This window comes from Massilia norwichensis (assembly GCF_024753245.1).
Classification (GTDB): Bacteria; Pseudomonadota; Gammaproteobacteria; order Burkholderiales; family Burkholderiaceae_D; genus Telluria; species Telluria norwichensis.
Map to the genome: position 1 here is coordinate 52408 of NZ_JANUGX010000021.1, position 21645 is coordinate 74052.

The window sequence follows — 21645 nt, forward strand, 5'->3', positions numbered from 1 at the left end:
AGAAGCGTGTTCGATCAGGTCGAAGGGCAGGTCCGGTCCAGCGTAGAATGGCTGCGACTGCTGGTGGAGGCGCTCGGCGCCCTGGTGATCGCGGCCGGCGTGGTGGTGGTGGTCGTCGCGCTGCTGCGCCAGCTGCTGACCCGGCGCGACAGCAGCTTCGTGCCGATCCGCCTGGCCTTCGCGCGCTACCTGACGCTGGCGCTGGAGTTACAGTTGGCCGCCGACATCCTCTCGACCTCGGTGGCGCCGACCTGGGAGCGGATCGGCAAGCTGGCCGCCATCGCGGTGATCCGGACCGCGCTCAATTACTTCCTCGGCAAGGAGCTGAAGGACGAGCAGGCGAGCGAGGCGCCGGCGCTCAAGCGCGAGCCTGGCCAGGCCGGGCGGGCGTGAGCATGGCGGCCCAGGCAAAGCCGTCGCGCCGCAGCCGCATCGGCCTGCGCCGCGAACTGTTGCTGGTACTGGCGCCGACCGTCACCGTGCTGCTGGTGCTGGCCCTGGTCGAAGCCATCAGCAGCCAGCGCCTGCTGTTCGCATCGCTGGCCTCGAGCGCCTTCCTGGTCTACCTCGACCCTTCGCATGCCGTCAACCAGACCCGCACCCTGATCCTGGCCCAGATGGGCGCCGCCGTCGTCGGCATGCTGGCCTTTGCCGCGCTCGGCCCCGGCTATGCCTCGGCCGGGGTGGCGATGGTCGTCGCCATCCTCGGCATGGTGGTGTTCGACGCCGTGCACCCGCCCTCGGTTTCGACCGCGCTCAGCTTCGGCCTGAAGGCGGGCGATGCCGACAACCTGCTGCTGTTCGGTCTGGCGCTCGGCATCACCGTCGCGCTGATCGGCCTGCAGAAGCTGAGCATGTGGCTGATCGCGCGCTGGATGCGCTGACTGCGGGCTGCCGCGCGGGCGCCGGGGCCCTCCGGTTTTGGTACACTTCGTGCTTTACGCACCATCTCACACACGATGTCCGCTCCGTCCGAGCTGCGCGCAGGCGCACTGATCCACCTGCTTGAAACGGACCCGCGCCGTAAATGCGAAGGCGTCGCGGCCCTGGCCCGCGCCCAAGTCGATGCCAGCCTGGCCGTCGATACCGCCGCGCTGTTCGAACCCGCCGGCACCATCCCTGGCCGTCCCGCCAAGCCGGAACTGGTGCCGCCGCGCCTGGTCGGCCGCCGTTCGATGGTCACGCCGGAAGGCCGCGCGATGCTGGTCCACGCGCTTGCGCATATCGAATTCAACGCGATCAACCTGGCGCTGGACGCGATCTGGCGCTTCCCCGGCATGCCGCCCGATTACTACCTGGATTGGCTGCGCGTGGCGAAGGAAGAGGCTTACCACTTCTCGCTGCTGGACGCCCACCTGGGCGCGCTCGGCCATGGCTACGGCGATTTTCCCGGCCACGACAGCCTGTGGGAGATGGTCGAGAAGACCCGCGGCGACATCCTCGCGCGCATGGCCCTGGTGCCGCGCACGCTGGAGGCGCGCGGGCTGGATGCGATCCCGCCGCTGCGCGCCAAGCTGGCCCAGGCCGGCGACCACGCCGCGGCGGAAATCCTCGACATCATCCTGCGCGACGAGGTCGGCCACGTCGAGATCGGCAACCGCTGGTATCTGAGCCTGTGCGCCGAGCGCGGCCTGGAGCCGGTGTCGACCTACGAGGAACTGGCGATCCGCTACAAGGCGCCGGTGCTGAAGGGCCCCTTCAACCTGGAGGCGCGCCGCCGCGCCGGCTTCAGCGAGGCCGAGCTGGCGCGCTATCGCGGCGACAGCGTCTCCTTCGCATCCTAGGCCCGGCATGGACCACCCGCGCGGCTTCCTGCTGACCCGGCACTGGAAAGACACCGAGTCCGGTGTCGAGCTGGAATTCTGGCTCGCCACCGAGCATGGGCCGCGCCGCGTGCGCGTGGGCGGGCAGCATGCGGTCGCCTTTATTCCGCTCGAGCAGCGCGAGGCGGCCGAGTTCGTGCTGCGCGGCGAGAAGGGCTGCGAATTGCGCGAACTGGCGCTGAAGGATTTCAGCCACCGCCCGGTAGCGGGCCTGTACTGCCGCCAGTACCGCAAGCTGCTGGCGCTGGAAAAGAAGCTGCGCCAGCACGGCGTGAACGTCTACGAGGCCGACGTGCGCCCGCCGGAGCGCTACCTGATGGAGCGCTTCATCACAGCCTCCGTGCTGTTTGCGGGGGTCCGGCCTCCCGGTACCCCGGACGAGAAGGACCCGCAACTGCTGCTGGACGGCCAATTAAAGCCCGACGGCGACTACCGCCCGGCCATCCGCACGGTGTCGCTGGACATCGAAACCACCTTCCAGGGCGAGCTGCGTTCGATCGCGCTGGAAGGCTGCGGCCAGCGCCAGGTCTACATGCTCGGTCCGCCGAACGGCGATGCCGGCAGCCTCGATTTCGACTACGAGATCTGCGACAGCCGCCTGGCGCTGCTCGACCGCCTCGAGGCATGGTTCGTGCGCCACGACCCCGACGCCATCATCGGCTGGAGCGTGATCGGCTTCGACCTGCGCGTGCTGCAAAAGCACGCCGAGGCGATGGCGCGGCCGCTGCGCCTGGGGCGCGACGGCAGTCCGATGGAATGGCGCGAGCGCAGCGGCGGCGAGTTCTACTTTGGCGGCATCGCCGGGCGCCTGGTCATCGACGGTATCGAGGCGCTGCGCTCGGCGACCTGGAGCTTCCCCTCATTCAGCCTGGAGTCGGTGGCGCAGACCCTGCTCGGCGAAGGCAAGGAGATCGGCAATCCCTACGACCGGATGGCCGAGATCGACCGCATGTTCTACCAGGACAAGCCGGCGCTGGCGCGCTACAACCTGAAGGATTGCGAGCTGGTCACGCGCATCTTCGAGAAGACCAACCTGATGGCCTTCCTGCTGGAGCGCGCCAGCGTGACGGGTCTGGCGGCCGACCGCAGCGGCGGCTCGGTGGCGGCGTTCGAGCACTCGTACATCCCGCTGATGCACCGCCAGGGCTTCGTCGCACCCAACATCGGCGACGTGCCGGCCGAGGACAGCCCCGGCGGCTTCGTGATGGATTCGAAGTCCGGCCTGTACGACTCGGTGCTGGTGCTCGACTACAAAAGCCTGTACCCATCCATCATCCGCACCTTCCTGATCGATCCGGTCGGCCTGGTCGAGGGCCTGGCCGAGCCGGAAGAGGCCACCGTGCCGGGCTTTCGCGGCGGGCGCTTCTCGCGCACCCGGCACTGCCTGCCGGGCATCGTCACGCGCGTGTGGGCGGGCAGGGAGGCGGCCAAGCGCGAGAAGAATGCGCCGCTGTCGCAGGCGCTGAAGATCATCATGAACGCCTTCTACGGCGTACTCGGGACGCCGGCCTGCCGCTTCTTCGATCCGCGCCTGGCGTCCTCGATCACGATGCGCGGCCACCGCATCATGCACCGCACGCGCGAGCTGATCGAGGAACGTGGCTACCAGGTGATCTACGGCGACACCGACTCGACCTTCGTCTGGCTGGGCAAGCCGCACCCGGATGCAGAGGCGCAGCGCATCGGCCGCGAACTGGTCGACCACGTCAACGGCTGGTGGCGCGACACGCTGCGCGATGAGCTCAAGCTCGAGAGCGCGCTGGAACTGGAATACGACGTGCACTTCCGGCGCTTCCTGATGCCGAACGTGCGCGGCTCGGACGAGGGCAGCAAGAAGCGCTACGCCGGCATGGCGACCGGCGCCGACGGTGGCGACGAGATGGTCTACAAGGGCCTGGAAACGGTGCGCACCGACTGGACCCCGCTGGCGCAGGCCTTCCAGCAGGGCCTGTACGAACGCATCTTCAAGGAACAGCCCTACGAGGACTACGTGCGCGACTATGTGGCGCGCACGCTGGCCGGGAAGCTGGACGAGCAGCTGGTCTACCGCAAGCGCCTGCGCCGCGCGCTCGACGAGTACGAAAAGAACGTGCCGCCGCACGTGCGCGCGGCGCGCATCGCCGACGAGTACCATGTGCGCCAGGGCCGGCCGCCGCAATACCGCAACGGCGGCTGGATCCGCTATGTGATGACCACCGCCGGGCCGGAGCCGCTGGACGTGCGCGAGGCGGGGACGCGCTCGCCGATCGACTACGCGCACTACCTGGAAAAGCAGCTGGAGCCGGTGGCGGATGCGATCCTGCCGTTCATGGGGGACAGCTTTGCGCGGCTCACCAGCCCGCAGGGCGCGCTGTTCTGATCGTCATTCCCGCGAAGGCGGGAATCCATGCTGAGGCACTGATCACGCGACGTATGGATTCCCGCTTTCGCGGGAATGACGGGGGTGAGATCGCGGGAATGACGGGGGTGAGATCGCGGGAATGACGAGGGTGAGATCGCGGGAACGACCTTACAGGTATTGTCGGTGGAAGCGGCTGCCCAGCCCGGTCAACACCTCATACCCGATCGTCCCCGCCTCGCGCGCCACATCGTCCACGGTCTGGCGGCTGCCCAGCAGCTCGACTTCGCAACCCGGCTGCACGCGGTCTTCGGCAATCCCGGTCACGTCCAGCGTGATGCTGTCCATCGAGACGTTGCCGGCAAACGGCACGCGCACCTCGTCGATGTAGGCATGGCCGCGGCAGGAGAGCGAGCGCAGCCAGCCGTCCGCATAGCCGATGCCGATGGTGGCGATGCGGCGCGGACCGTCGGCCACATAGCGCGCGCCGTAGCCGACGATGTCGCCGGCCTGCACGCTGCGCGATTGCACGATGCGCGCCCGCAGCGAGACCGCCTGGCGCAACGGATTGTCCAGCGCCGGCTGCGGGTTGATGCCGTACAGGGCCGCGCCCGGCCGCACCAGGTCGTGCCGGTAGTCGCGGCCGAGGAAGACCGCCGAGGAATTCGCCAGGCTGCCCGGAATGCCGGCAAAGCGCGTGCGCAAGGCCGCGAAGCGTTCGCGCTGCGAGGCGTTGACCGGATGCGCCGGTTCGTCGGCGCAGGCCAGGTGGCTCATCACCAGTACCGGCTTCATGTCGTCCTGCCATGCAGGGTCGGCCAGCAGCCGGTCGACGTCGGCCGGCGCCAGGCCCATGCGCGACATGCCGGTATCGAACTGCAGCGCGGCCGGCAGGCGCCGCTGCAGCTTGCGGCACAGGGCGCGCCACTCGGCGATCTGCGCCGGATCGTTCAGGACAGGGATCAGCCCGTGCTCGACGAAGTCGCGCGCCGTTCCCGGCGGCGGGCCGTGCAGCACATAGACCGTGGCGTCGGCCGGCAGCAGGGGACGCAGGCGTATGCCCTCGTCCAGGTGGGCGGTAAAGAACACGCGGCAGCCTTCGCCGGCCAGGGCCGGCGCCACCATCGCCATGCCGAGACCGTAGGCGTCGGCCTTCATCACGGCCGCGCACACGGCGCCGGCCGCGGTATCGCGGAGCAGGCGCCAGTTCGCGCGGATGGCTTGCAGGTCGACGCTCAGGACCGCGCCCGCACGGGCATCGATGACACCCGGCACGTCAGGCTTTCGCGAAGTCGGGGCGGGCCGCGGACGGACGCGAACCGGCGTAGCGGAAGATCGCCAGGTCGTCGGTGTGGATGGCCGGGACCTTGCCGCTGACCAGGTCCGAGATCACCGCCGCCGAGCCGCAGGCCATGGTCCAGCCCAGGGTGCCGTGGCCGGTGTTCAGGAACAGGTTGCGCAGCGGGGTCGCGCCGACGATCGGGGTCGAGTCCGGGGTCATCGGACGCAGGCCGGTCCAGAAGCTGGCTTTCGACACGTCGCCGCCGCCCGGGAACAGGTCGGTCACGACCATCTCCAGGGTCTCGCGGCGGCGCGGGTTCAGGGCCTTGCTGTAGCCGGCGATTTCCGCCATGCCGCCCACGCGGATGCGGTTCTCGAAGCGGGTGATGGCGATCTTGTAGGTTTCGTCGAGGATGGTCGATACCGGAGCCTGCGACGCATCGGTGATCGGCACGGTGATCGAGTAGCCCTTCAGCGGGTACACCGGCACGCGGAAGAACTGCTTCATCAGCTGGCGCGAATAGCTGCCCAGCGCCACCACGTAGCGGTCGGCGGTGAAGGTGCCTTTATCCGTGCGCACGCCGGTGATCTGGTCGCCCTGCGACTCGATGGCGCGGATGTCGACGCCGAATTCGAAGCGCACGCCGAGCTCCTTGGCCATCGCGGCCAGCCTGGTGGTGAACATCTGGCAGTCGCCGGTTTCGTCGTTCGGCAGGCGCAGGCCGCCGACCAGCTTGTCGCGCACGTTTGCCAGTGCCGGCTCGGCGTTGGCGAGTTGTTCGCGGCTCAGCACCTCGAAGGGCACGCCGGCCTGGCGCAGCACTTCGATGTCCTTGGCGGCGCCGTCGAACTGGGCCTGGGTGCGGAACAGCTGCAGGGTGCCTTGCTGGCGGCCTTCGTAGTCGATGCCGGTTTCGTTGCGCAGGGTACGGATGCAGTCGCGGCTGTACTCGGCCAGGCGCACCATGCGTTCCTTGTTGACGGCGTAGCGGTCGGCGTCGCAGTTCTTGTACATCTCCCACATCCAGGCAAGCTGGAACAGCGAGCCGTCCGGGCGGATCGCCAGCGGCGCATGGCGCTGGAACAGCCACTTGACGGCCTTCAGCGGGACGCCGGGCGCGGCCCAGGGCGAGGCGTAACCGGGGGAGATCTGGCCGGCATTGGCGAAGCTGGTTTCCAGCCCGGCGCCGGGCTGACGGTCGATCACGGTGACTTCATGACCGGCCCGCGCCAGATAATAAGCAGTCGACACGCCGACCACGCCGCTTCCCAGTACGATGACTCGCATAGTGCTCTCTAAAAATAGATTGGATGAATTAGAAAATATTGCTATCTTATATCTGATATAGGCAAATTAGTTCCTATATTTACTTTGGAATTTGGTGAAACTTCATGCGCGTTCAAAAAGAATCGAGCCGGGTGCTCGACAAGATCGACCTCCACATCCTCTCCATCCTACAGAACGATGGCCGGATCGTGATGAAGGACCTTGCCGAGCGGGTGGGCTTGTCGCTGACGCCCTGCATCGAACGGGTCAAGCGCATGGAGCGCGACGGCGTCATCGCCGGCTATTACGCGCGCGTGAATCCGCAGGCGATGGGCTTGCAGATCCTGGTGTTCGTCGAGATCACGCTGCTGCAGAAATCCGAAAAGGCCTTCGAGCGCTTCCGCCGCGCCATGCTAAGCATTCCCGAAGTCATGGAATGCCATCTGGTGTCGGGCGATTTCGACTACCTGATCAAGGCCCGCATTCCCGAGATGTCCGAGTACCGGCGCCTGCTCGGCGAGATTCTGCACCTGGCCGATTCGGCCCAGTCCAAGTCCTATGTGGTGATGGAGGAGGTGAAGGAAACCCTGGCGCTGTCGATTGGATAATGAGCCGCGCCTGGGGCGGTGTGCGTTCGTGGTTTTTTGGAACAGAAAGTGATGAAATTGAGCAAGTATTTGCGCTGTCATGACACAAGCGCGATGTTCAGTTCTAGAATCATTTCCCGGAGGAATCAATTCTTTTTCGGGACATCACATGAAATCGGTTCAGCAGGAAGTCGACGAACGCAGTAACCTCACCGGCACCAATAAATTCGAGCTTTTACTTTTCCGCCTGGGCGGCGATGAGCAGGGCCAGCACAGCGAGCTGTTCGGCATCAACGTGTTCAAGATCCGCGAGATCGTCGCGATGCCGGAAATCACCGCGATCGCAGGCAGCCCGAAGCATGTGCTGGGCGTGGTCAACCTGCGCGGCCAGATCATCCAGGTGCTGGACCTGCCGGGCATCGCCGGCGTCAAGCCTGTCACCGGCCTGAATATCATGCTGGTCACGGAATTCGCCCGCAACACCCAGGCTTTCGCGGTCGAGAGCGTGGAAGAGATCGTGCGTCTGGACTGGAGCCAGGTGATGTCGGCCGAGCGCAGCGCCGGCAGCGGCATGGTGACCAGCATCGCGCGCCTGGAACCGGTCGACGACCAGCCGGCGCGCCTGGCCCAGGTGCTGGACGTGGAAACCATCCTGCGCGACCTGAACCCGCCTAAGGAAGGCGAGGACAAGCTGGTCGGCCAGGCGGTCGGCAGCAAGATCGTCATCAAGCCCGGTTCGGTGGTGCTGGCGGCCGACGACTCGGTGGTCGCGCGGGCGCTGATCGAGCAGGGACTGGATGCGATGGGCCTGCCTTTCATCATGACCAAGAGCGGCCGCGAATGCTGGGAGCAACTGAACGCCATCGCCAGCGCCGCCGAAGCCGAAGGCAAGACCGTGCACGACCGCGTGGCCGCCGTCCTGACCGACCTCGAGATGCCGGAAATGGACGGCTTCACGCTGACCCGCAAGATCAAGACGCACCAGCGTTTCTCGACCCTGCCGGTGGTCATCCACTCCTCGCTGTCGGGCACGACGAACGAGGAGCACGTCAAGAAAGTCGGCGCCGACGCCTACGTCGCCAAGTACTCGGCCGAAGACTTGTCGCGCACTCTGCGCGCTGTTCTGCACCCCTGAGTTCCGGTATGATCCGGCAGTCGATTTGTTTTCAAACTGCCAAGTGATCACTTCCAAATCCGAAGCCGGCGGCGCCGTATCCGGTGCCGCCCCCGCCATCGCCGCGCGCGTCCTGAACCTCATCAATGGCGGGGTCATCGTCATCGACGCCGATCGGCGCATCGTGCTGTGGAACAGCTGGCTCACGCCGCGCTGCGGCCGCGCCGCCGCCCGCGTCATCGGGCAGCCCTTGTTCGAGGTGTTCGCCGCGCTGCGCGGTTCGCGCGTGGAAGCGGCGGTGCTGGCCGCCTTTGCCGAGGATCTGAGCACGGCGATCCCGCAAGCCGAGAACCGCAGCCCGTTTCCGCTGCGCGCCGCCGGCAGCTTCGACGGTCCGCTGATCGAGCAGGCGGTCACGGTCTCGCCGTTCCGCGAAGACGATCAAACCTTCTGCCTGATCGAGATCCGCGACGTCAGCGGCACGGTCGAGCGCGAAAAGCGCCTGCTCGACCACGCCGAATCGCTGCGCGCCCGCTCCTACGTCGACGGCCTGACCGGCATCGCCAACCGCCGCTACTTCGACGTCGCGCTGGACCGCGAACTGCGGCGCGCCCAGCGCCTGGGCGGCACGCTGTCGCTGCTGCTGACCGACATCGATTCCTTCAAGGCCTACAACGACCACTTCGGCCACCAGGCCGGCGACGCCTGCCTGAGCGCGGTGGCGCAGGCGCTGGCGTCGCGCCTGAAACGTCCGGCCGACGTGGCGGCGCGCTACGGCGGGGAGGAGTTCGCGGCGATCCTGCCGGATACCGATGCCGAGCAGGCGCGCCGGCTGGCGGAGTCCATCCGCGAATACGTCGCGTCGCTGAACCTGCCGCATGCGCCCACGGCGGTACGTCCCTGCGTGACCCTGAGTATCGGCGTGGCCAGCATGGAGAAAGGGCGGCTGGAGGATGCGAAGGCGCTGATCGAGGCGGCCGACAAGGCCTTGTATGCAGCCAAGCGGGGCGGGCGGGATCGGGTGGTGGTGGACGGGGAAGCCTGAAGTCCGGCTTACATGCCGAGCTTATCGATCAGGACGAAGGCGAGCAGGCCCACGGCCAGCAGCGAGACCACGAAGATCGCGGCCACCTTGCCGCTGGCGCGCAGCACCGCGCGCCTTTCATTCTCCTTGCCCTTCTTGCCTTGGTCGTAATGCCACTTGATGGCAAAGAACATGCCGATGCCCAGCACGATCAGCTTGAAGGCCACGAAGACGGTCGGGATCCATTCCATGATTTGTCTATTTCCAGGTTATTACTTGCTACTTGCACGCATGGGGTGAGGATAAAACGCCGGCGACTGCCATGCGAGGATGGTGTTGCTGCAGGTTCCAGGGCATTCTACTGAAAAGCATTTTCCATACATTGAGACAAAATGTCCCAGTTGAGAGCCATACAAGATGAGGGTTTGCCAAGCTGGCTGCCGCGCCTGGCCGGCAACAAGGGGCCGCGTTTCCTGCAGATTGCCGATGCCTTGCAGGCGGCGGTGGCGGACGGCTCGCTGAAGCCGGGCGACCGCCTGCCGCCCCAGCGCCAGTTGGCGGCGCAGCTGGACCTCGACCTGACGACCGTCACGCGCGCCTACGACGAAGCCAGGCGCCGCAACCTGCTGGAGGGCCGCGGCGCCCGCGGCACCTATGTCGCGGCGCCGAAAGTCGAACTGAGCCCGGTGCTCGACCTCAGCATGAATACTCCGCCGCCGCCGGATGGGGTCGACTTCGACGACTTGTTGCAGCAGGGTTTGTCGCAGGTACTGATGCGGGCCGACAATGCCTCGCTGATGACTTACCACCTGGGCGGGGGCAGCGAGGCCGACCGCAAGGCCGGCGCCAGCTGGCTGGCACCGATGTTCGGCCAGCTGGATGCCGGGCAGCTGCTGGTCTGTCCGGGTGCGCAAGCGGCGCTCGCGGCCCTGATCCTGGCGCTGACGGCGCCCGGCGATGTCATCCTGGCCGAGCCGCTCGCTTATCCAGGCCTGCTTGCCGCGGCCAGGCAGTTCGGCCGCCGCATCCTTGCGGTGGAAACGGACCAGCACGGGATGCTGCCCGACATGCTCGAGCAAGCCTGCCGCCGGCACCAGCCGGCGCTGGTCTACCTGAATCCGACCCTGCAGAACCCGACCGCGCTCACCATGCCGGAACGCCGGCGCAAGGAGCTCGCCGCCATCGCCAGGCGCTGCAAGGTCCGCATCGTCGAGGACGATCCCTACTGGCGCCTGGCCGATGCCGCGCCGCCGCCGCTCGCCGCGCTTGCCCCGGAACAGGTGATTTACATCTCGACCTTGTCGAAGTGCCTGACCCCGGGCTTGCGGGTCGCCTTCGTCCTGATCCGCGACCCGCAGGAACGCGAACGCTTCCTGGCCGCTCTAAGATCGTTTGCGCTGATGGTCGCGCCCTTGACGGCCGCGCTGGCCACCCAGTGGATCCTCGACGGATCGGCCGGACGGCTGCTGGAAGGGGTCAGGGCGGAGGCGCGCCTGCGCCAGCGGATGGCGGGGGATATCCTGGCGGGACGCTACGGCGGGGGCGGCGACGGGCTGCATGTATGGCTGAGTTTGCCGGCGTACTGGCACTCGGCCCAGCTGGCGCGCGCGGCGGAGAGCGAAGGTATCGCCGTCACGCCGGCGGAGGCATTCGCCACCGGCGACAGATCGGTGAATGCGATCCGGATCTCGCTGGGCAGCATCAAGGACCGTGGACGCTTGCAGGCGGGTCTGCAAAGGTTGTCGCATCTGCTGGCGCGGCGGCCCGAGCCGGCCTTCACGGGCTGCTAAATACGACTGTGACACGGCTGCCGTGGGTGTGTCGGCATGCCGTGGCATTCGTATGGACGATGCTCGCCAAGGGCGTATTGATGCGCAAAATTCATGGGGTTTTGCAGTCTACAACCCCTAGCCAGCGTGCGCATTTTCGCGCATATTATTGGGTTTTGCGCCACGGCTTCGCGGCAGATGGGCTGTCATTACAGGAAGATGACGGCAGATCGCCGCCAACGTGACGCTGCTGCGCCCCTGTTCGGAGTATTCCATGCTGCTAGGCCTTGTCCGCGTCGCACTCAAACGACCTTACACCTTCGTCGTGCTGGCGCTCACCCTGCTCATCATCGGCCCGCTGGCCGCGATGCGCACACCGACCGACATCTTCCCCGACATCAAAATGCCGGTGATCGCGGTGGCCTGGCAGTACACCGGCCTGCCGGCGGACCAGATGACGGGGCGTGTCTCGACCCTGTTCCAGCGCTCGCTGACCACCACCGTCAACGACATCGAACACATCGAAGCCAACACCTATCCGGGTGTGAGCGTGGTGAAGATCTTCTTCCAGCCGGGCGTGGACATCGCGGTGGCGAACGCCCAGGTGACGGCGATCGCGCAGTCGGCGGCGCGCCAGATGCCGGCCGGGATCACGCCGCCGCTGGTCATCAACTACAACGCGGCCACGGTGCCGATCCTGCAGCTGGCGCTGTCGGGCAAGGGCTTGTCGGAGCAGCAGCTGTTCGACCTCGGCCTGAACACCATCCGCACGCCGCTGGTGACGGTGCCCGGCGCCGCGATTCCGCTGCCTTACGGCGGCAAGCAGCGCCAGGTGCAGATCGACGTCAAGCCGGATGCGCTGCAGGCGCGCGGCCTGTCGGCGCAGGACATCGCCAACGCGCTGGCCGCGCAGAACGTGCTGACCCCGGTCGGCAACCAGAAGATCGACGCCCTCGAATACACGATCCAGCTGAACAACGCGCCGTCCGCGATCGAAGACCTGGCACGTCTGCCGGTCAAGGTGGTCGGCGGCGCCACCATCTATCTGGGCGATGTCGCCGACGTCCACGACGGCAATGCGCCGCAGACCAACATCGTGCACGTCGATGGCGGCCGGTCGGTGCTGATGTCGGTGCTGAAGAACGGCTCGGCCTCCACGCTGGCCATCGTCGACGGCGTGCGCGCCAAGCTGAACGCCATGAAGGACAGCCTGCCGGAGGCGCTGAAGGTGGTGCCGATCAACGACCAGTCGGTGTTCGTGCGCGCCGCGATCAAGGGCGTGGCGATGGAAGGCGCGATCGCCGCGGCCCTGACCAGCGTGATGATCCTGCTGTTCCTGGGCAGCTGGCGCTCGACCGTGATCATCGCGGTGTCGATTCCGCTGTCCATCCTCGGCTCCATCATCGCGCTGGCCGCGACCGGGGAGACACTGAACCTGATGACGCTGGGCGGCCTGGCGCTGGCGGTCGGCATCCTGGTCGACGACGCCACCGTCACCATCGAGAACATCAACTGGCACCTGGAGCAGGGCAAGGCGGTCGAGCCGGCGATCATGGACGGCGCCCAGCAGATCGTGGCGCCGGCCCTGGTTTCCCTGCTGTGCATCTGCATCGTGTTCATTCCGATGTTTTTCCTGCAGGGCGTGGCCGGCTTCCTGTTCGTGCCGATGGCGAAGGCGGTGATCTTCGCGCTGGTGTGCTCCTTCATCCTGTCGCGCACCCTGGTGCCGACCATGGCCAACTGGCTGCTGCGCGCCCATAATCCGCACGAGGAGCACCACGCGAAGCCGGCCAACGCCTTCCAGCGCTTCCAGCGCGGTTTCGAGGCACGCTTCGAGGGTATCCGCCACCGTTACAAGGGCATCCTCGAGCATTCGATCCGGCGCCGCCGTCCCTTCCTGATCGGCTTCGTCGCCGTGGTGGCGCTGTCCTTCCTGCTGGTGCCTTTCCTGGGCAGTAACTTCTTCCCGTCCGTCGATTCGGGCCAGGTGCTGATCCATGCCCGCGTGCCGGTCGGCACCCGGGTCGAGGAAACCGCGAAGCGCTTCGCCCAGATCGAGCAGGCGATCCGCAAGGTCATCCCGGCCCACGAGATCGTGACCATGGTCGACAACATCGGCATGCCCTCGTCGAGCATCAACCTTACCTACAACAACACCGGCACCATGGGTACCCAGGACGGCGACTTCCAGATCGCGCTCGGCGAGGAGCACGCGCCCACCGCGGACTACGTGGCGAAGTTGCGCGAGGTGCTGCCGCGTCAATTCCCGGACACCACCTTCTCCTTCCCGCCGGCCGACATCGTCAGCCAGATCCTGAACTTCGGTTCGCCGGCGCCGATCGACGTGCAGGTGCGCGGCCGCAACATCGACGCCAACTTCGCCTACGCGCAAAAGCTGCTCAAGCGCGTGCGCGCGATCCCCGGCGTGGCCGATGCCCGCATCCAGCAGTCGAACCGCGCGCCTGTGTTCAAGGTCGAGGTCGACCGCACCCAGGCCCAATTGCTCGGCCTGACCACGCGCGACGTCACCAACAGCATGGTGGTCAACCTGGCCGGTTCGAGCCAGGTGTCGCCGACCTATTGGCTGAACCCGGCCACCGGCGTGACCTATCCGATCGTGATGCAGACCCCGCAGACTCAGCTCGATTCGCTGTCGGCATTGGCCAATCTCCCGGTGGGCAACGGCAGCAATGCCAACGCCGCCACCCTCGGCGGCATCGCCCGCTTCGAGCGCGCCAGCGGCAACGCCGTGGTCAGCCAGTACGACGTCGCGCCGATGGTGCAGATCCACGCCACCACCCAGGGCCGCGACCTCGGCGCCGTCGCCGCCGACATCCGCAAGGTGCTGATTGATACCAAGGCCGACGTGCCGAAAGGCGCGACCGTCGAGATGCTGGGCCAGGTGCGCACCATGGAGCGCGCGTTCTCGGGTCTGCTGTTCGGCCTGCTGGGCGCGGTCGGCCTGATCTACCTGCTCATCGTCGTCAACTTCCAGTCCTGGCTCGATCCGGCGGTGATCGTCTCGGCGCTGCCCGCGGCGCTGGCCGGCATCGTCTGGATGCTGTTCGCGACCCATACCACGCTGTCGGTGCCGGCGCTGACCGGCGCCATCATGTGCATGGGGGTGGCCACCGCCAACAGCGTCCTTGTCATCAGCTTCGCCCGCGAGCGCCTGGAAGTGCTCGGCGATGCCGCGGACGCCGCGCTTGAAGCCGGATATGTGCGCTTCCGCCCGGTCCTGATGACGGCCCTGGCGATGGTGATCGGCATGCTGCCGATGGCGCTGGGCCTGGGCGAGGGCGGCGAGCAGAATGCGCCGCTGGGCCGCGCGGTGATCGGCGGCCTGGTATTCTCGACCATCGCCACCCTGGTCTTCGTTCCCGTCGTTTTCAGCCTGGTCCACGGACGCCGCCACAAGCGCGCGCTGGACGCAGGCCTGCCACCCCCATCCGGAGTTCCTGCCCATGCAAGCTAAACAAGCCCAGAATTCGAAACGCCCGCTGGTGTTCGCCGCGATCGCGCTGGCCGTGGCCGGCGCCGTGGTGGCCGGCGGCCTCGCCACCCGCCACTCGCAGGCGGAGCAACTCAAGGAAATGGCGGCGGCACAGGCGGTGCCGACGGTGAACCTGGTGGCCATGAAGGACATCGCCGGCACGCCTTTGGCCCTGCCGGCCCGCATCGAAGCCTGGTCGCGCGCACCCATCTATGCGCGCGTGTCCGGCTATCTGGCGCGCTGGAACGTCGACATCGGCGCGCCGGTGAAAGCCGGCCAGGTGCTGGCCGTGATCGAGACGCCGGACCTCGACCAGGACCTGCGCCAGGCCCAGGCCCAGCTGGCGGTCGCGCGCAGCAATCTGGCGCTGGCCGAGAGCACGGCCAAGCGCTGGCAGTCGCTGGTGGCGCAGAACGCGGTGTCGAAGCAGGAAGCCGACGAGAAGCAGGGCGACTTCATCTCCAAGCAGTCGAACGCGGCGGCCCTGCAGGCCAGCGTCGAACGCCAGCAGGCCTTGAAGCGCTATACCCAGCTGGTGGCGCCTTTCGACGGCGTGGTCACGGCGCGCAATACCGACGTCGGCGCCCTGGTCAACGCGGGTTCGGGCGGTACAGCGGGAAGCAGCGCCGGCAGCGAACTGTTCGTGGTGTCCGACCTGCGCCGCCTGCGCGTGTACGTGCAGGTGCCGCAGCGCCAGGTGGCGCAGATCCATCCGGGCAGCACCGCGCGCGTGAGCGTGCCCGAACGTCCGGGCGTGACTTACCAGGCCAAGGTGCAATCGCTGGCCCAGGCCATCAATGCCGGTTCCGGCACCATGCTGGTCCAGCTGGCGGTCGAGAATCCGAAGGGCGAGTTGCTGCCGGGTGCTTTCGCCACCGTGCAGTTCGACGAGGCGGCCGTCGCCGGCGATGCCGTGGCGATTCCGCCGGGTGCCCTGATCATGGGCCGCAACGGTACCCAGGTCGCGGTGCTGGACGCGGGCAACCGCGTGCGCATCAAGAAGGTGACGATTGCGCGCGATCTCGGCAACGTGATCCAGCTGGGGGATGGGGTGACGAAGGCGGACCGGATTATCGATAGCCCGCCGGATGGCTTGGCGGATGGGGATCAGGTGAAGGTGGCGCAGAAAGGGTAGGGTGGGCACACTGTGCCCACGTAACGAAGGCATTACGCACACGCCGCGCGTGGGCACCTTCGTGTTGAGGCGCCCGGCCTCAACACCCCACCCTACGGTTTAACGTTTCGTGACGCGCCAAACCACATTGCCCACGTCATCGGCAATCAGCAGCGCCCCTTCCGCATCCTGCGCCAGACCGACCGGCGCGCCGAACAGCTGCTTCTCGTCCGCCGAGTGGAAACCTGTCACGACCGGCTGCGCAGGCCCGTTCGGCATGCCGTTCGCGAAAGGCACGTACACCACCTGGTAGCCGGACAGCGGCGTGCGGTCCCAGCTGCCGTGTTCGGCCACGAAGGCGCCGCCCTTGTACTGCGGCAGCATGTTCCCGGTATAGAACCACAGACCCAGGGCCGCGACGTGCGCGCCCAGCGCGTAATCCGGCTTGATGGCTTTCGCCACCAGGTCGGGGCGCTGCGGCTGGACGCGGCGGTCGACGTGCTGGCCCCAGTAGCTGTAGGGCCAGCCGTAGAAGCCTTTTTCCTGCACCGAGGTCAGGTAGTCCGGGACCAGGTCGGCGCCGATTTCGTCGCGCTCGTTGGCGATCGCCCAGAGCTTGCCGGATTGCGGTTCGAACTGCAGGCCGGTCGGATTGCGGATACCCGAGGCGTACACGCGGCTGGCGCCGTTGGTGGCGTCGACTTCCAGCACGGCGGCGCGGCGGTATTCCACTTCGAGGCCGTTTTCCGTGATGTTGCTGTTCGAGCCGCTGCCGACGTACAGGTATTTGCCGTCGGGGCTCGCCACCATCGCCTTGGTCCAGTGGTGGTTGACGGTGCTGGGCAGGTCGCCGAGTTCGACGCCCGGGTCCGACATTTTGGTTTCGCCCGGCACGTAGCGGTACTTCATGATGTTGCCGGTGTTGGCGACGTACAGCGTGTCGCCGACCAGCTGGATGCCGAAGGGCGAGTGCAGGTTCTCGATATAGACGTGCTGTTCCCACTCGCCGCCGGCGCCAGGCTTGCGGCGCAGCAGGGTGACGCGGTTGCCGCCCTTGCCACCCTTGCCGGAGTTGTTCTTGACCTTGCCGGCAATGACCTGCTTCGGCGTGGTGACGGCTTCTTCACCGGGGCCGTTGGCTTCGACCACCAGCACGTCACCGTTCGGCAGCGTCAGCAGCGAACGCGGGTGCTTGAGTCCGGACGCGATCTTCTCGATCTGCAGGCCGGCGATGACCTGCGGCCTGGCGTCGCCCTTCCAGCCGACGCCCTCGGGCACCTGCATCGGCGGGACCAGGAAGTCCTGCGGCTTGGGCATGACCGGATTGGCACCGATCTGCTGGGAGATGTTGACCTGGGCTTTCTCGCCGCAGGCGGAGAGTAGAAGCGACACGGCGGCGGCGATGCCCAGCGTCAGCGGCCATCCGCGTTCAAGCTTGTCCATGGCTGTATTCCTTGTAAGTTACGGTATCGCTGGCCAGCAGAACCCGTCCGACCACCATCGCCAGCACCGTCAGAATCGACAGCCAGACGCCAGCCGGCATGGTGGCGTAGGCGTCGCGGCTGTGCACGAAGGCGTTCAGCAGGGCGGCGATGATCGCCACCACGTTGAGCCAGAAGTTCAGGGCCAGGTTGCGCGTACGGACGCGGGCCTTGCCGAACCAGGTGCGGCCGAGATTGATGAGCTGGGGAATGATGGCGAACACCAGCCCGATGCTGATGAGCCATGCTGCCGCCTTCACCCAGAGGATGGTGTAGGTATTTGCGTACAGGACGTCGAAGATGAGCGCGGCCACGAAGAAGCCGAACGGTATCGGGTCGAGCACGTCGAAGATCGCCGATGTGATGCTGAATCGGGATGAACGGGTTTGCGCTTGCATGATGCTGCCCTTTCAAGGTGTGAGCGCCTGATGGCCAGGCGCGATAGCTTGTTATAAGCCTAGCAAAATCTTGAACATGCTGTCGCATGACAGGGCGCTGCAAAATCCGTATGAGCTTCCTCGAAAAGCTTCGTTGTCCCGGCAAACGGGCGGGCATAAGCTGGGCCCAAGTTCACTCATCCGGATCCGCCCATGTCCGCCGTTCTCCAGGAAACGCAGCAACTAATAGACAACGCAGACAACGCGCCGTCGCGCCAGCAGTTCGCGATCAGGGCCTACGATGCGCCGCTGGGTGCCGAGGTCCTGGGGCTCGACCTGAGCCGGCCGCTGTCCGACGACGACTTCGCGCGCCTGCACCGCGCCCACCTGGACCATCACGTGCTGGTGTTCCGCGACCAGCAGATCACGCCGGCCCAGCAGGTGGCCTTCAGCCGCCGCTTCGGCCCGCTGCAGATCCACGTGCTGCGCCAGTTCCAGCTGGCATCCGATCCGGAGGTGCTGGTCATTTCGAATATCCGCGAGAACGGCCAGCCGATCGGCTTGGGCGATGCCGGCCACTTCTGGCATTCCGACCTCTCGTACAAGGAAACGCCCAGCCTGGGCTCGATGCTGCACGCCCAGGAGCTGCCGGAAGAGGGCGGCGATACCCTGTTCGCCAACCAGCACACGGCCTGGGACAGCCTGCCTGACTACCTGAAGCGTGCGGTCGAAGGCTTGACGGCCGAGCACAGCTACCTGGCCCGTTACGAAGACCTGCGCAAGCGCAATCCTTGGCGACCGGCCCTGACCCAGGCCCAGATCGACGAAGTGAAACCGGTCGTGCACCCGGTGGTGCGCACCCATCCCGAAACCGGGCGCAAGGCGCTGTTCGTCAGCGAGCATTTCACGACCCGCATCGTCGGCCTGCCGGAAGACGCATCGCGCGGGCTGCTGGCCGCGCTGTTCGACCACGGCACCCGGCCCGAGCACATCTACCGCCATCGCTGGCAGCCGCAGGACATGGTGTTCTGGGATAACCGCTCGCTGATGCACCTGGCGGCCGGCTGCCCCGAGCACCAGCGCCGCAAACTGTACCGCACCACGATCGAGGGCGACGTGCCCTTCTGATGTGCCCATCCAATCCACCAAGAAAAGACCACCATGCGCATCCCGTTTGCCAGGTTTTCCACCACCCTGATGCTGTCCACGCTGGCGCTGTCCGCGCTGCTCGCCGCACCGGCGCGGGCCGAGGGCCAGCTGCGCATCGCCCAGCAGTTCGGCCTCGTCTACCTGCTGCTGAACGTGGCCCAGGACCAGAAGCTGATCGAAAAGCACGGCCTGAAACAGGGTGTGCCGGTGCAGGTCGAGTACGTGCAGCTGTCGGGCGGGAATGCCGCCAACGATGCGCTGCTGTCCGGCTCCATCGACGTGGCCGGTGCCGGCGTTGGGCCGCTGCTGACGATCTGGGACCGTACCCGCGGCCGCCAGAACGTCAGGGGCATCGCTTCGCTCGGCAACTTTCCCTACTACCTGGTCAGCACCAATCCGAACGTGAAGACGATCGCCGATTTCAGCGACAAGGACCGCATTGCACTGCCGGCGGTGACGGTATCGGTGCAGGCCCGCATCCTGCAGATGGCCGCGGCCAAGCAGTGGGGCACGGCGCAGTACGCGCGCCTGGACCGCCTGACGCAGTCGGTGCCGCACCCGGATGCCACCGCCGCCCTGATCGCCGGCCAGACCGAGCTGAACGGCCACTTCGGCAACCCGCCTTTCCAGGACCAGGAACTGGCCGGCAATCCGAAGGCCCACATCGTCCTCAACTCGTATGACGTGCTGGGCGGGCCGAACTCCGCCACCGTGCTGTACGCCACCGAGAAGTGGGTGAAGGAAAACCCGAAGACCTACCGTGCCTTCGTCGATGCGCTCAACGAAGCGGCCCAGCTGATCACGGCCAACCCGGAGCTCGGGGCCGATGCCTACCTGCGCGTGACCAAGGCGAAAACCGACCGTGCCTTCCTGCTGAAGGTGATCAAGAACCCACAGATCCAGTTCAAGGTGGCGCCGCAGAACACGCTGGGCCTGGCCCAGTTCCTGTTCCAGGCCGGCGCCATCAAGAACCAGCCGGCTTCGTGGCGCGACTACTTCTTCGCGCACCCGGCGCTGGGCGCGGGTAGTTAAGGAGGAGGGCGCATGAACATATTTCCATTCCAGGCGGCGCTCGCGGCTTCGCCGCTGCCGGCGCCCCTGTCGGCGCCATTACCGGCACCACTACTGCGGGCGCAGGATGTCAGCATCGATTACGCGTCCGGTGCCGGCAGCGTGCGCGCCACCCACCAGGTCAGCTTCGACGTCTATGAGGGCGACCGCTTCGTGCTGCTCGGGCCTTCCGGCTGCGGCAAGTCGACCCTGCTGAAGGCGGTCGGCGGCTTCGTCCAGCCGACCAGCGGCGGCCTGCTGCTGCGCGGCCGGCGCATCGTCAAGCCGGGGCCGGACCGCATCGTCGTGTTCCAGGAATTCGACCAGCTGCCGCCATGGAAGACGGTGCGGCAGAACGTGATGTTCCCGCTGCTGGCCGGCGGCGTGAAGAAGAAGGAAGCGCAGGCGCGCGCGCTGCACTGGCTCGACAAGGTGGGCCTGGCGCGCTTTGCCGACGCTTACCCGCATACCCTGTCCGGCGGCATGAAGGCGCGCGTGGCGATCGCCCGCGCGCTGGCCATGCAGCCCGACATCCTGCTGATGGACGAGCCTTTCGCCGCGCTCGATGCGCTCACCCGCCGGCGCATGCAGGAAGAGCTGCAGGCGCTGTGGGAGGAGGTCGGGTTCACGATGCTGTTCGTGACCCATTCGATCGAGGAAGCGCTGGTGGTCGGCAACCGCATCCTGCTGCTGTCGCCGCATCCGGGCCGGGTGCGGGCCGAGATCGACAGCCACCGGTTCGGCCTGGCCAGCAGCGGCAGCGAGGCGTTCCAGGCAGCGGCCCAGCGCATCCACCGCCTGCTGTTCGGCGATGCGCAGCCCGCGGCGCCAGACCGGGAAAGCGCAGCCGGCGAGCCGGCGGCAGTGGCGGTGCAGGCATGAGCGCGCGCATCGATCCTGTGCTTCGGCCGGAGTACGAGCTGCCCTTGCTGCCACCCGAGACCACGCAGGCGGCGGGCGTGCCGGCGTCGCGGGCGCGCCTGCCGGGCTTCCTGGCGCGCGCCGGCTGGCTGCGCAAGGCCGTCCTGCTGCTGGTGCTGGCCGCACTCTGGGAGTGGGCCGCGCGCGCCGCCAACAACGACCTGCTGCTGCCGGGCTTCCTGCAGACCGCGCGCGCCTTCGCCGAGGGCATCGCTTCCGGCGAGCTGCCGCGCTACGTGGGCGTGTCGCTGGCGGTGCTGCTGCAGGGCTACCTGGCAGGGGCGCTGGGCGCTTTCCTGCTGACGACGCTGGCAATGTCGAGCCGGCTCGGGCGCGACCTGCTGGAGCTGCTGACCGCCATGTTCAATCCGCTGCCGGCGATCGCGCTGCTGCCGGTGGCCCTGCTGTGGTTCGGTCTCGGCAAGGGCAGCCTGGTATTCGTGCTGGTGCATTCGGTGATGTGGCCGCTGGCGCTGAATGCCTATGCCGGCTTTCGCGCGGTGCCGGACACGCTGCGCATGGCCGGCCGTAATTACGGACTGGGCGGACTGCGCATGGTGACCCAGATCCTGGTGCCGGCGGCGCTGCCGGCCATCCTGTCGGGCCTGAAGATCGGCTGGGCCTTCGCCTGGCGCACCTTGATCGCGGCCGAGCTGGTGTTTGGCACCACCTCCGGCAAGGGCGGCCTGGGCTGGTACATCTTCCAGAGCCGTAACGAGCTGTTCACCGACAAGGTCTTTGCCGGCCTGGCGACGGTGATCGTGATCGGCCTGCTGTTCGAACACATCGTGTTCGATGCCGTCGAGCGGCTGACGGTACGGCGTTGGGGGATGCAGCGCTGAGTTTGTTGTAACATG

General features: G+C 66.9%; 19 protein-coding genes. 14 read left to right on the top strand and 5 right to left on the bottom strand.

Annotation, left to right across the window (positions count from 1 at the left end):
• The first annotated feature begins 6 nt into the window (after positions 1–6).
• The 4 genes from NX782_RS17135 to NX782_RS17150 all read left to right on the top strand — a co-directional run bounded on the left by NX782_RS17135 (position 7) and on the right by NX782_RS17150 (position 4182).
• Positions 7–393: a DUF1622 domain-containing protein gene (locus tag NX782_RS17135; RefSeq protein WP_258846688.1), complete on the top strand. Its 387-nt coding sequence runs from the start codon at positions 7–9 to the stop codon at positions 391–393.
• 2 nt (positions 394–395) lie between these two features.
• Entirely contained in the window at positions 396–884 is a 489-nt protein-coding gene (locus NX782_RS17140) for an HPP family protein (protein ID WP_258846689.1), read from the top strand.
• Positions 885–959: 75 nt separating this feature from the next.
• Positions 960–1784: a ferritin-like domain-containing protein gene (locus NX782_RS17145; RefSeq protein ID WP_258846690.1), complete on the top strand. Its 825-nt coding sequence runs from the start codon at positions 960–962 to the stop codon at positions 1782–1784.
• Positions 1785–1791: 7 nt separating this feature from the next.
• Positions 1792–4182, top strand: coding sequence for a DNA polymerase II (locus NX782_RS17150; RefSeq protein ID WP_258846691.1), 2391 nt, complete (start codon positions 1792–1794; stop codon positions 4180–4182).
• Between the two features lie 150 nt (positions 4183–4332).
• Here NX782_RS17150 and alr read toward each other — a convergent pair whose 3' ends face one another.
• Together alr and NX782_RS17160 are read right to left on the bottom strand one after the other, a co-directional pair.
• Positions 4333–5436, bottom strand: a complete 1104-nt coding sequence (gene alr, locus NX782_RS17155) for an alanine racemase (RefSeq protein WP_258846692.1) — start codon at positions 5434–5436, stop codon at positions 4333–4335.
• Between the two features lies 1 nt (position 5437).
• Positions 5438–6730 (bottom strand): D-amino acid dehydrogenase, encoded by a 1293-nt coding sequence (locus NX782_RS17160; RefSeq protein WP_258846693.1) that lies wholly within the window; start codon positions 6728–6730, stop codon positions 5438–5440.
• Positions 6731–6834: 104 nt separating this feature from the next.
• Between NX782_RS17160 and NX782_RS17165 the strand changes: the two genes are divergently transcribed.
• From NX782_RS17165 to NX782_RS17175, 3 genes are all read left to right on the top strand, one after another.
• Positions 6835–7317, top strand: a complete 483-nt coding sequence (locus NX782_RS17165; protein WP_258846694.1) for an Lrp/AsnC ligand binding domain-containing protein — start codon at positions 6835–6837, stop codon at positions 7315–7317.
• Between the two features lie 148 nt (positions 7318–7465).
• On the top strand, positions 7466–8431 hold the full coding sequence (locus tag NX782_RS17170) for a chemotaxis protein (protein WP_258846695.1): 966 nt from the start codon (positions 7466–7468) through the stop codon (positions 8429–8431).
• A 43-nt stretch (positions 8432–8474) separates the two neighbouring features.
• The gene (locus NX782_RS17175) at positions 8475–9455 is read left to right on the top strand and encodes a diguanylate cyclase (protein WP_258846696.1); all 981 of its coding nucleotides are present in this window, start codon (positions 8475–8477) and stop codon (positions 9453–9455) included.
• Between the two features lie 8 nt (positions 9456–9463).
• Here the strand turns inward: NX782_RS17175 and NX782_RS17180 are convergent, their stop codons facing one another.
• Complete coding sequence (locus tag NX782_RS17180) at positions 9464–9685, bottom strand: hypothetical protein (RefSeq protein ID WP_258846697.1); 222 nt, start codon at positions 9683–9685, stop codon at positions 9464–9466.
• Positions 9686–9826: 141 nt separating this feature from the next.
• On the opposite strand from NX782_RS17180, the gene NX782_RS17185 reads away from it, so the two are divergent.
• The 3 genes from NX782_RS17185 (at position 9827) to NX782_RS17195 (ending at position 15831) form a co-directional block, all read left to right on the top strand.
• Positions 9827–11224: an aminotransferase-like domain-containing protein gene (locus tag NX782_RS17185; protein ID WP_258846698.1), complete on the top strand. Its 1398-nt coding sequence runs from the start codon at positions 9827–9829 to the stop codon at positions 11222–11224.
• Positions 11225–11480: 256 nt separating this feature from the next.
• Entirely contained in the window at positions 11481–14678 is a 3198-nt protein-coding gene (locus NX782_RS17190; protein WP_258846742.1) for an efflux RND transporter permease subunit, read from the top strand.
• Positions 14668–15831, top strand: a complete 1164-nt coding sequence (locus tag NX782_RS17195) for an efflux RND transporter periplasmic adaptor subunit (protein WP_258846699.1) — start codon at positions 14668–14670, stop codon at positions 15829–15831. The genes NX782_RS17190 and NX782_RS17195 overlap by 11 nt, the downstream gene beginning before the upstream one ends.
• Before the next feature lie 99 nt (positions 15832–15930).
• Here NX782_RS17195 and NX782_RS17200 read toward each other — a convergent pair whose 3' ends face one another.
• Together NX782_RS17200 and NX782_RS17205 are read right to left on the bottom strand one after the other, a co-directional pair.
• Positions 15931–17253 (bottom strand): PQQ-dependent sugar dehydrogenase, encoded by a 1323-nt coding sequence (locus NX782_RS17200; protein ID WP_258846700.1) that lies wholly within the window; start codon positions 17251–17253, stop codon positions 15931–15933.
• A complete protein-coding gene (locus tag NX782_RS17205; protein ID WP_258846701.1) occupies positions 17240–17689 on the bottom strand; it encodes a DUF2231 domain-containing protein in 450 nt (149 codons plus the stop codon). Before NX782_RS17205 ends, NX782_RS17200 begins: the two co-directional genes overlap by 14 nt.
• Positions 17690–17881: 192 nt before the next feature.
• On the opposite strand from NX782_RS17205, the gene NX782_RS17210 reads away from it, so the two are divergent.
• Genes NX782_RS17210 through NX782_RS17225 form a run of 4 tightly spaced genes read left to right on the top strand, consistent with a single transcriptional unit; the run spans position 17882 to position 21630 of the window.
• The gene (locus NX782_RS17210; RefSeq protein ID WP_258846702.1) at positions 17882–18796 is read left to right on the top strand and encodes a TauD/TfdA dioxygenase family protein; all 915 of its coding nucleotides are present in this window, start codon (positions 17882–17884) and stop codon (positions 18794–18796) included.
• A 33-nt stretch (positions 18797–18829) separates the two neighbouring features.
• Positions 18830–19849 carry an ABC transporter substrate-binding protein gene (locus tag NX782_RS17215; protein WP_258846703.1) on the top strand — a complete coding sequence of 340 codons (1020 nt, stop codon included), beginning with the start codon at positions 18830–18832 and terminating at the stop codon, positions 19847–19849.
• A gap of 12 nt (positions 19850–19861) precedes the next feature.
• On the top strand, positions 19862–20749 hold the full coding sequence (locus NX782_RS17220) for an ABC transporter ATP-binding protein (protein ID WP_258846704.1): 888 nt from the start codon (positions 19862–19864) through the stop codon (positions 20747–20749).
• Positions 20746–21630 carry an ABC transporter permease gene (locus NX782_RS17225; RefSeq protein WP_258846705.1) on the top strand — a complete coding sequence of 295 codons (885 nt, stop codon included), beginning with the start codon at positions 20746–20748 and terminating at the stop codon, positions 21628–21630. Before NX782_RS17220 ends, NX782_RS17225 begins: the two co-directional genes overlap by 4 nt.
• The last annotated feature ends 15 nt before the right edge of the window (positions 21631–21645 follow it).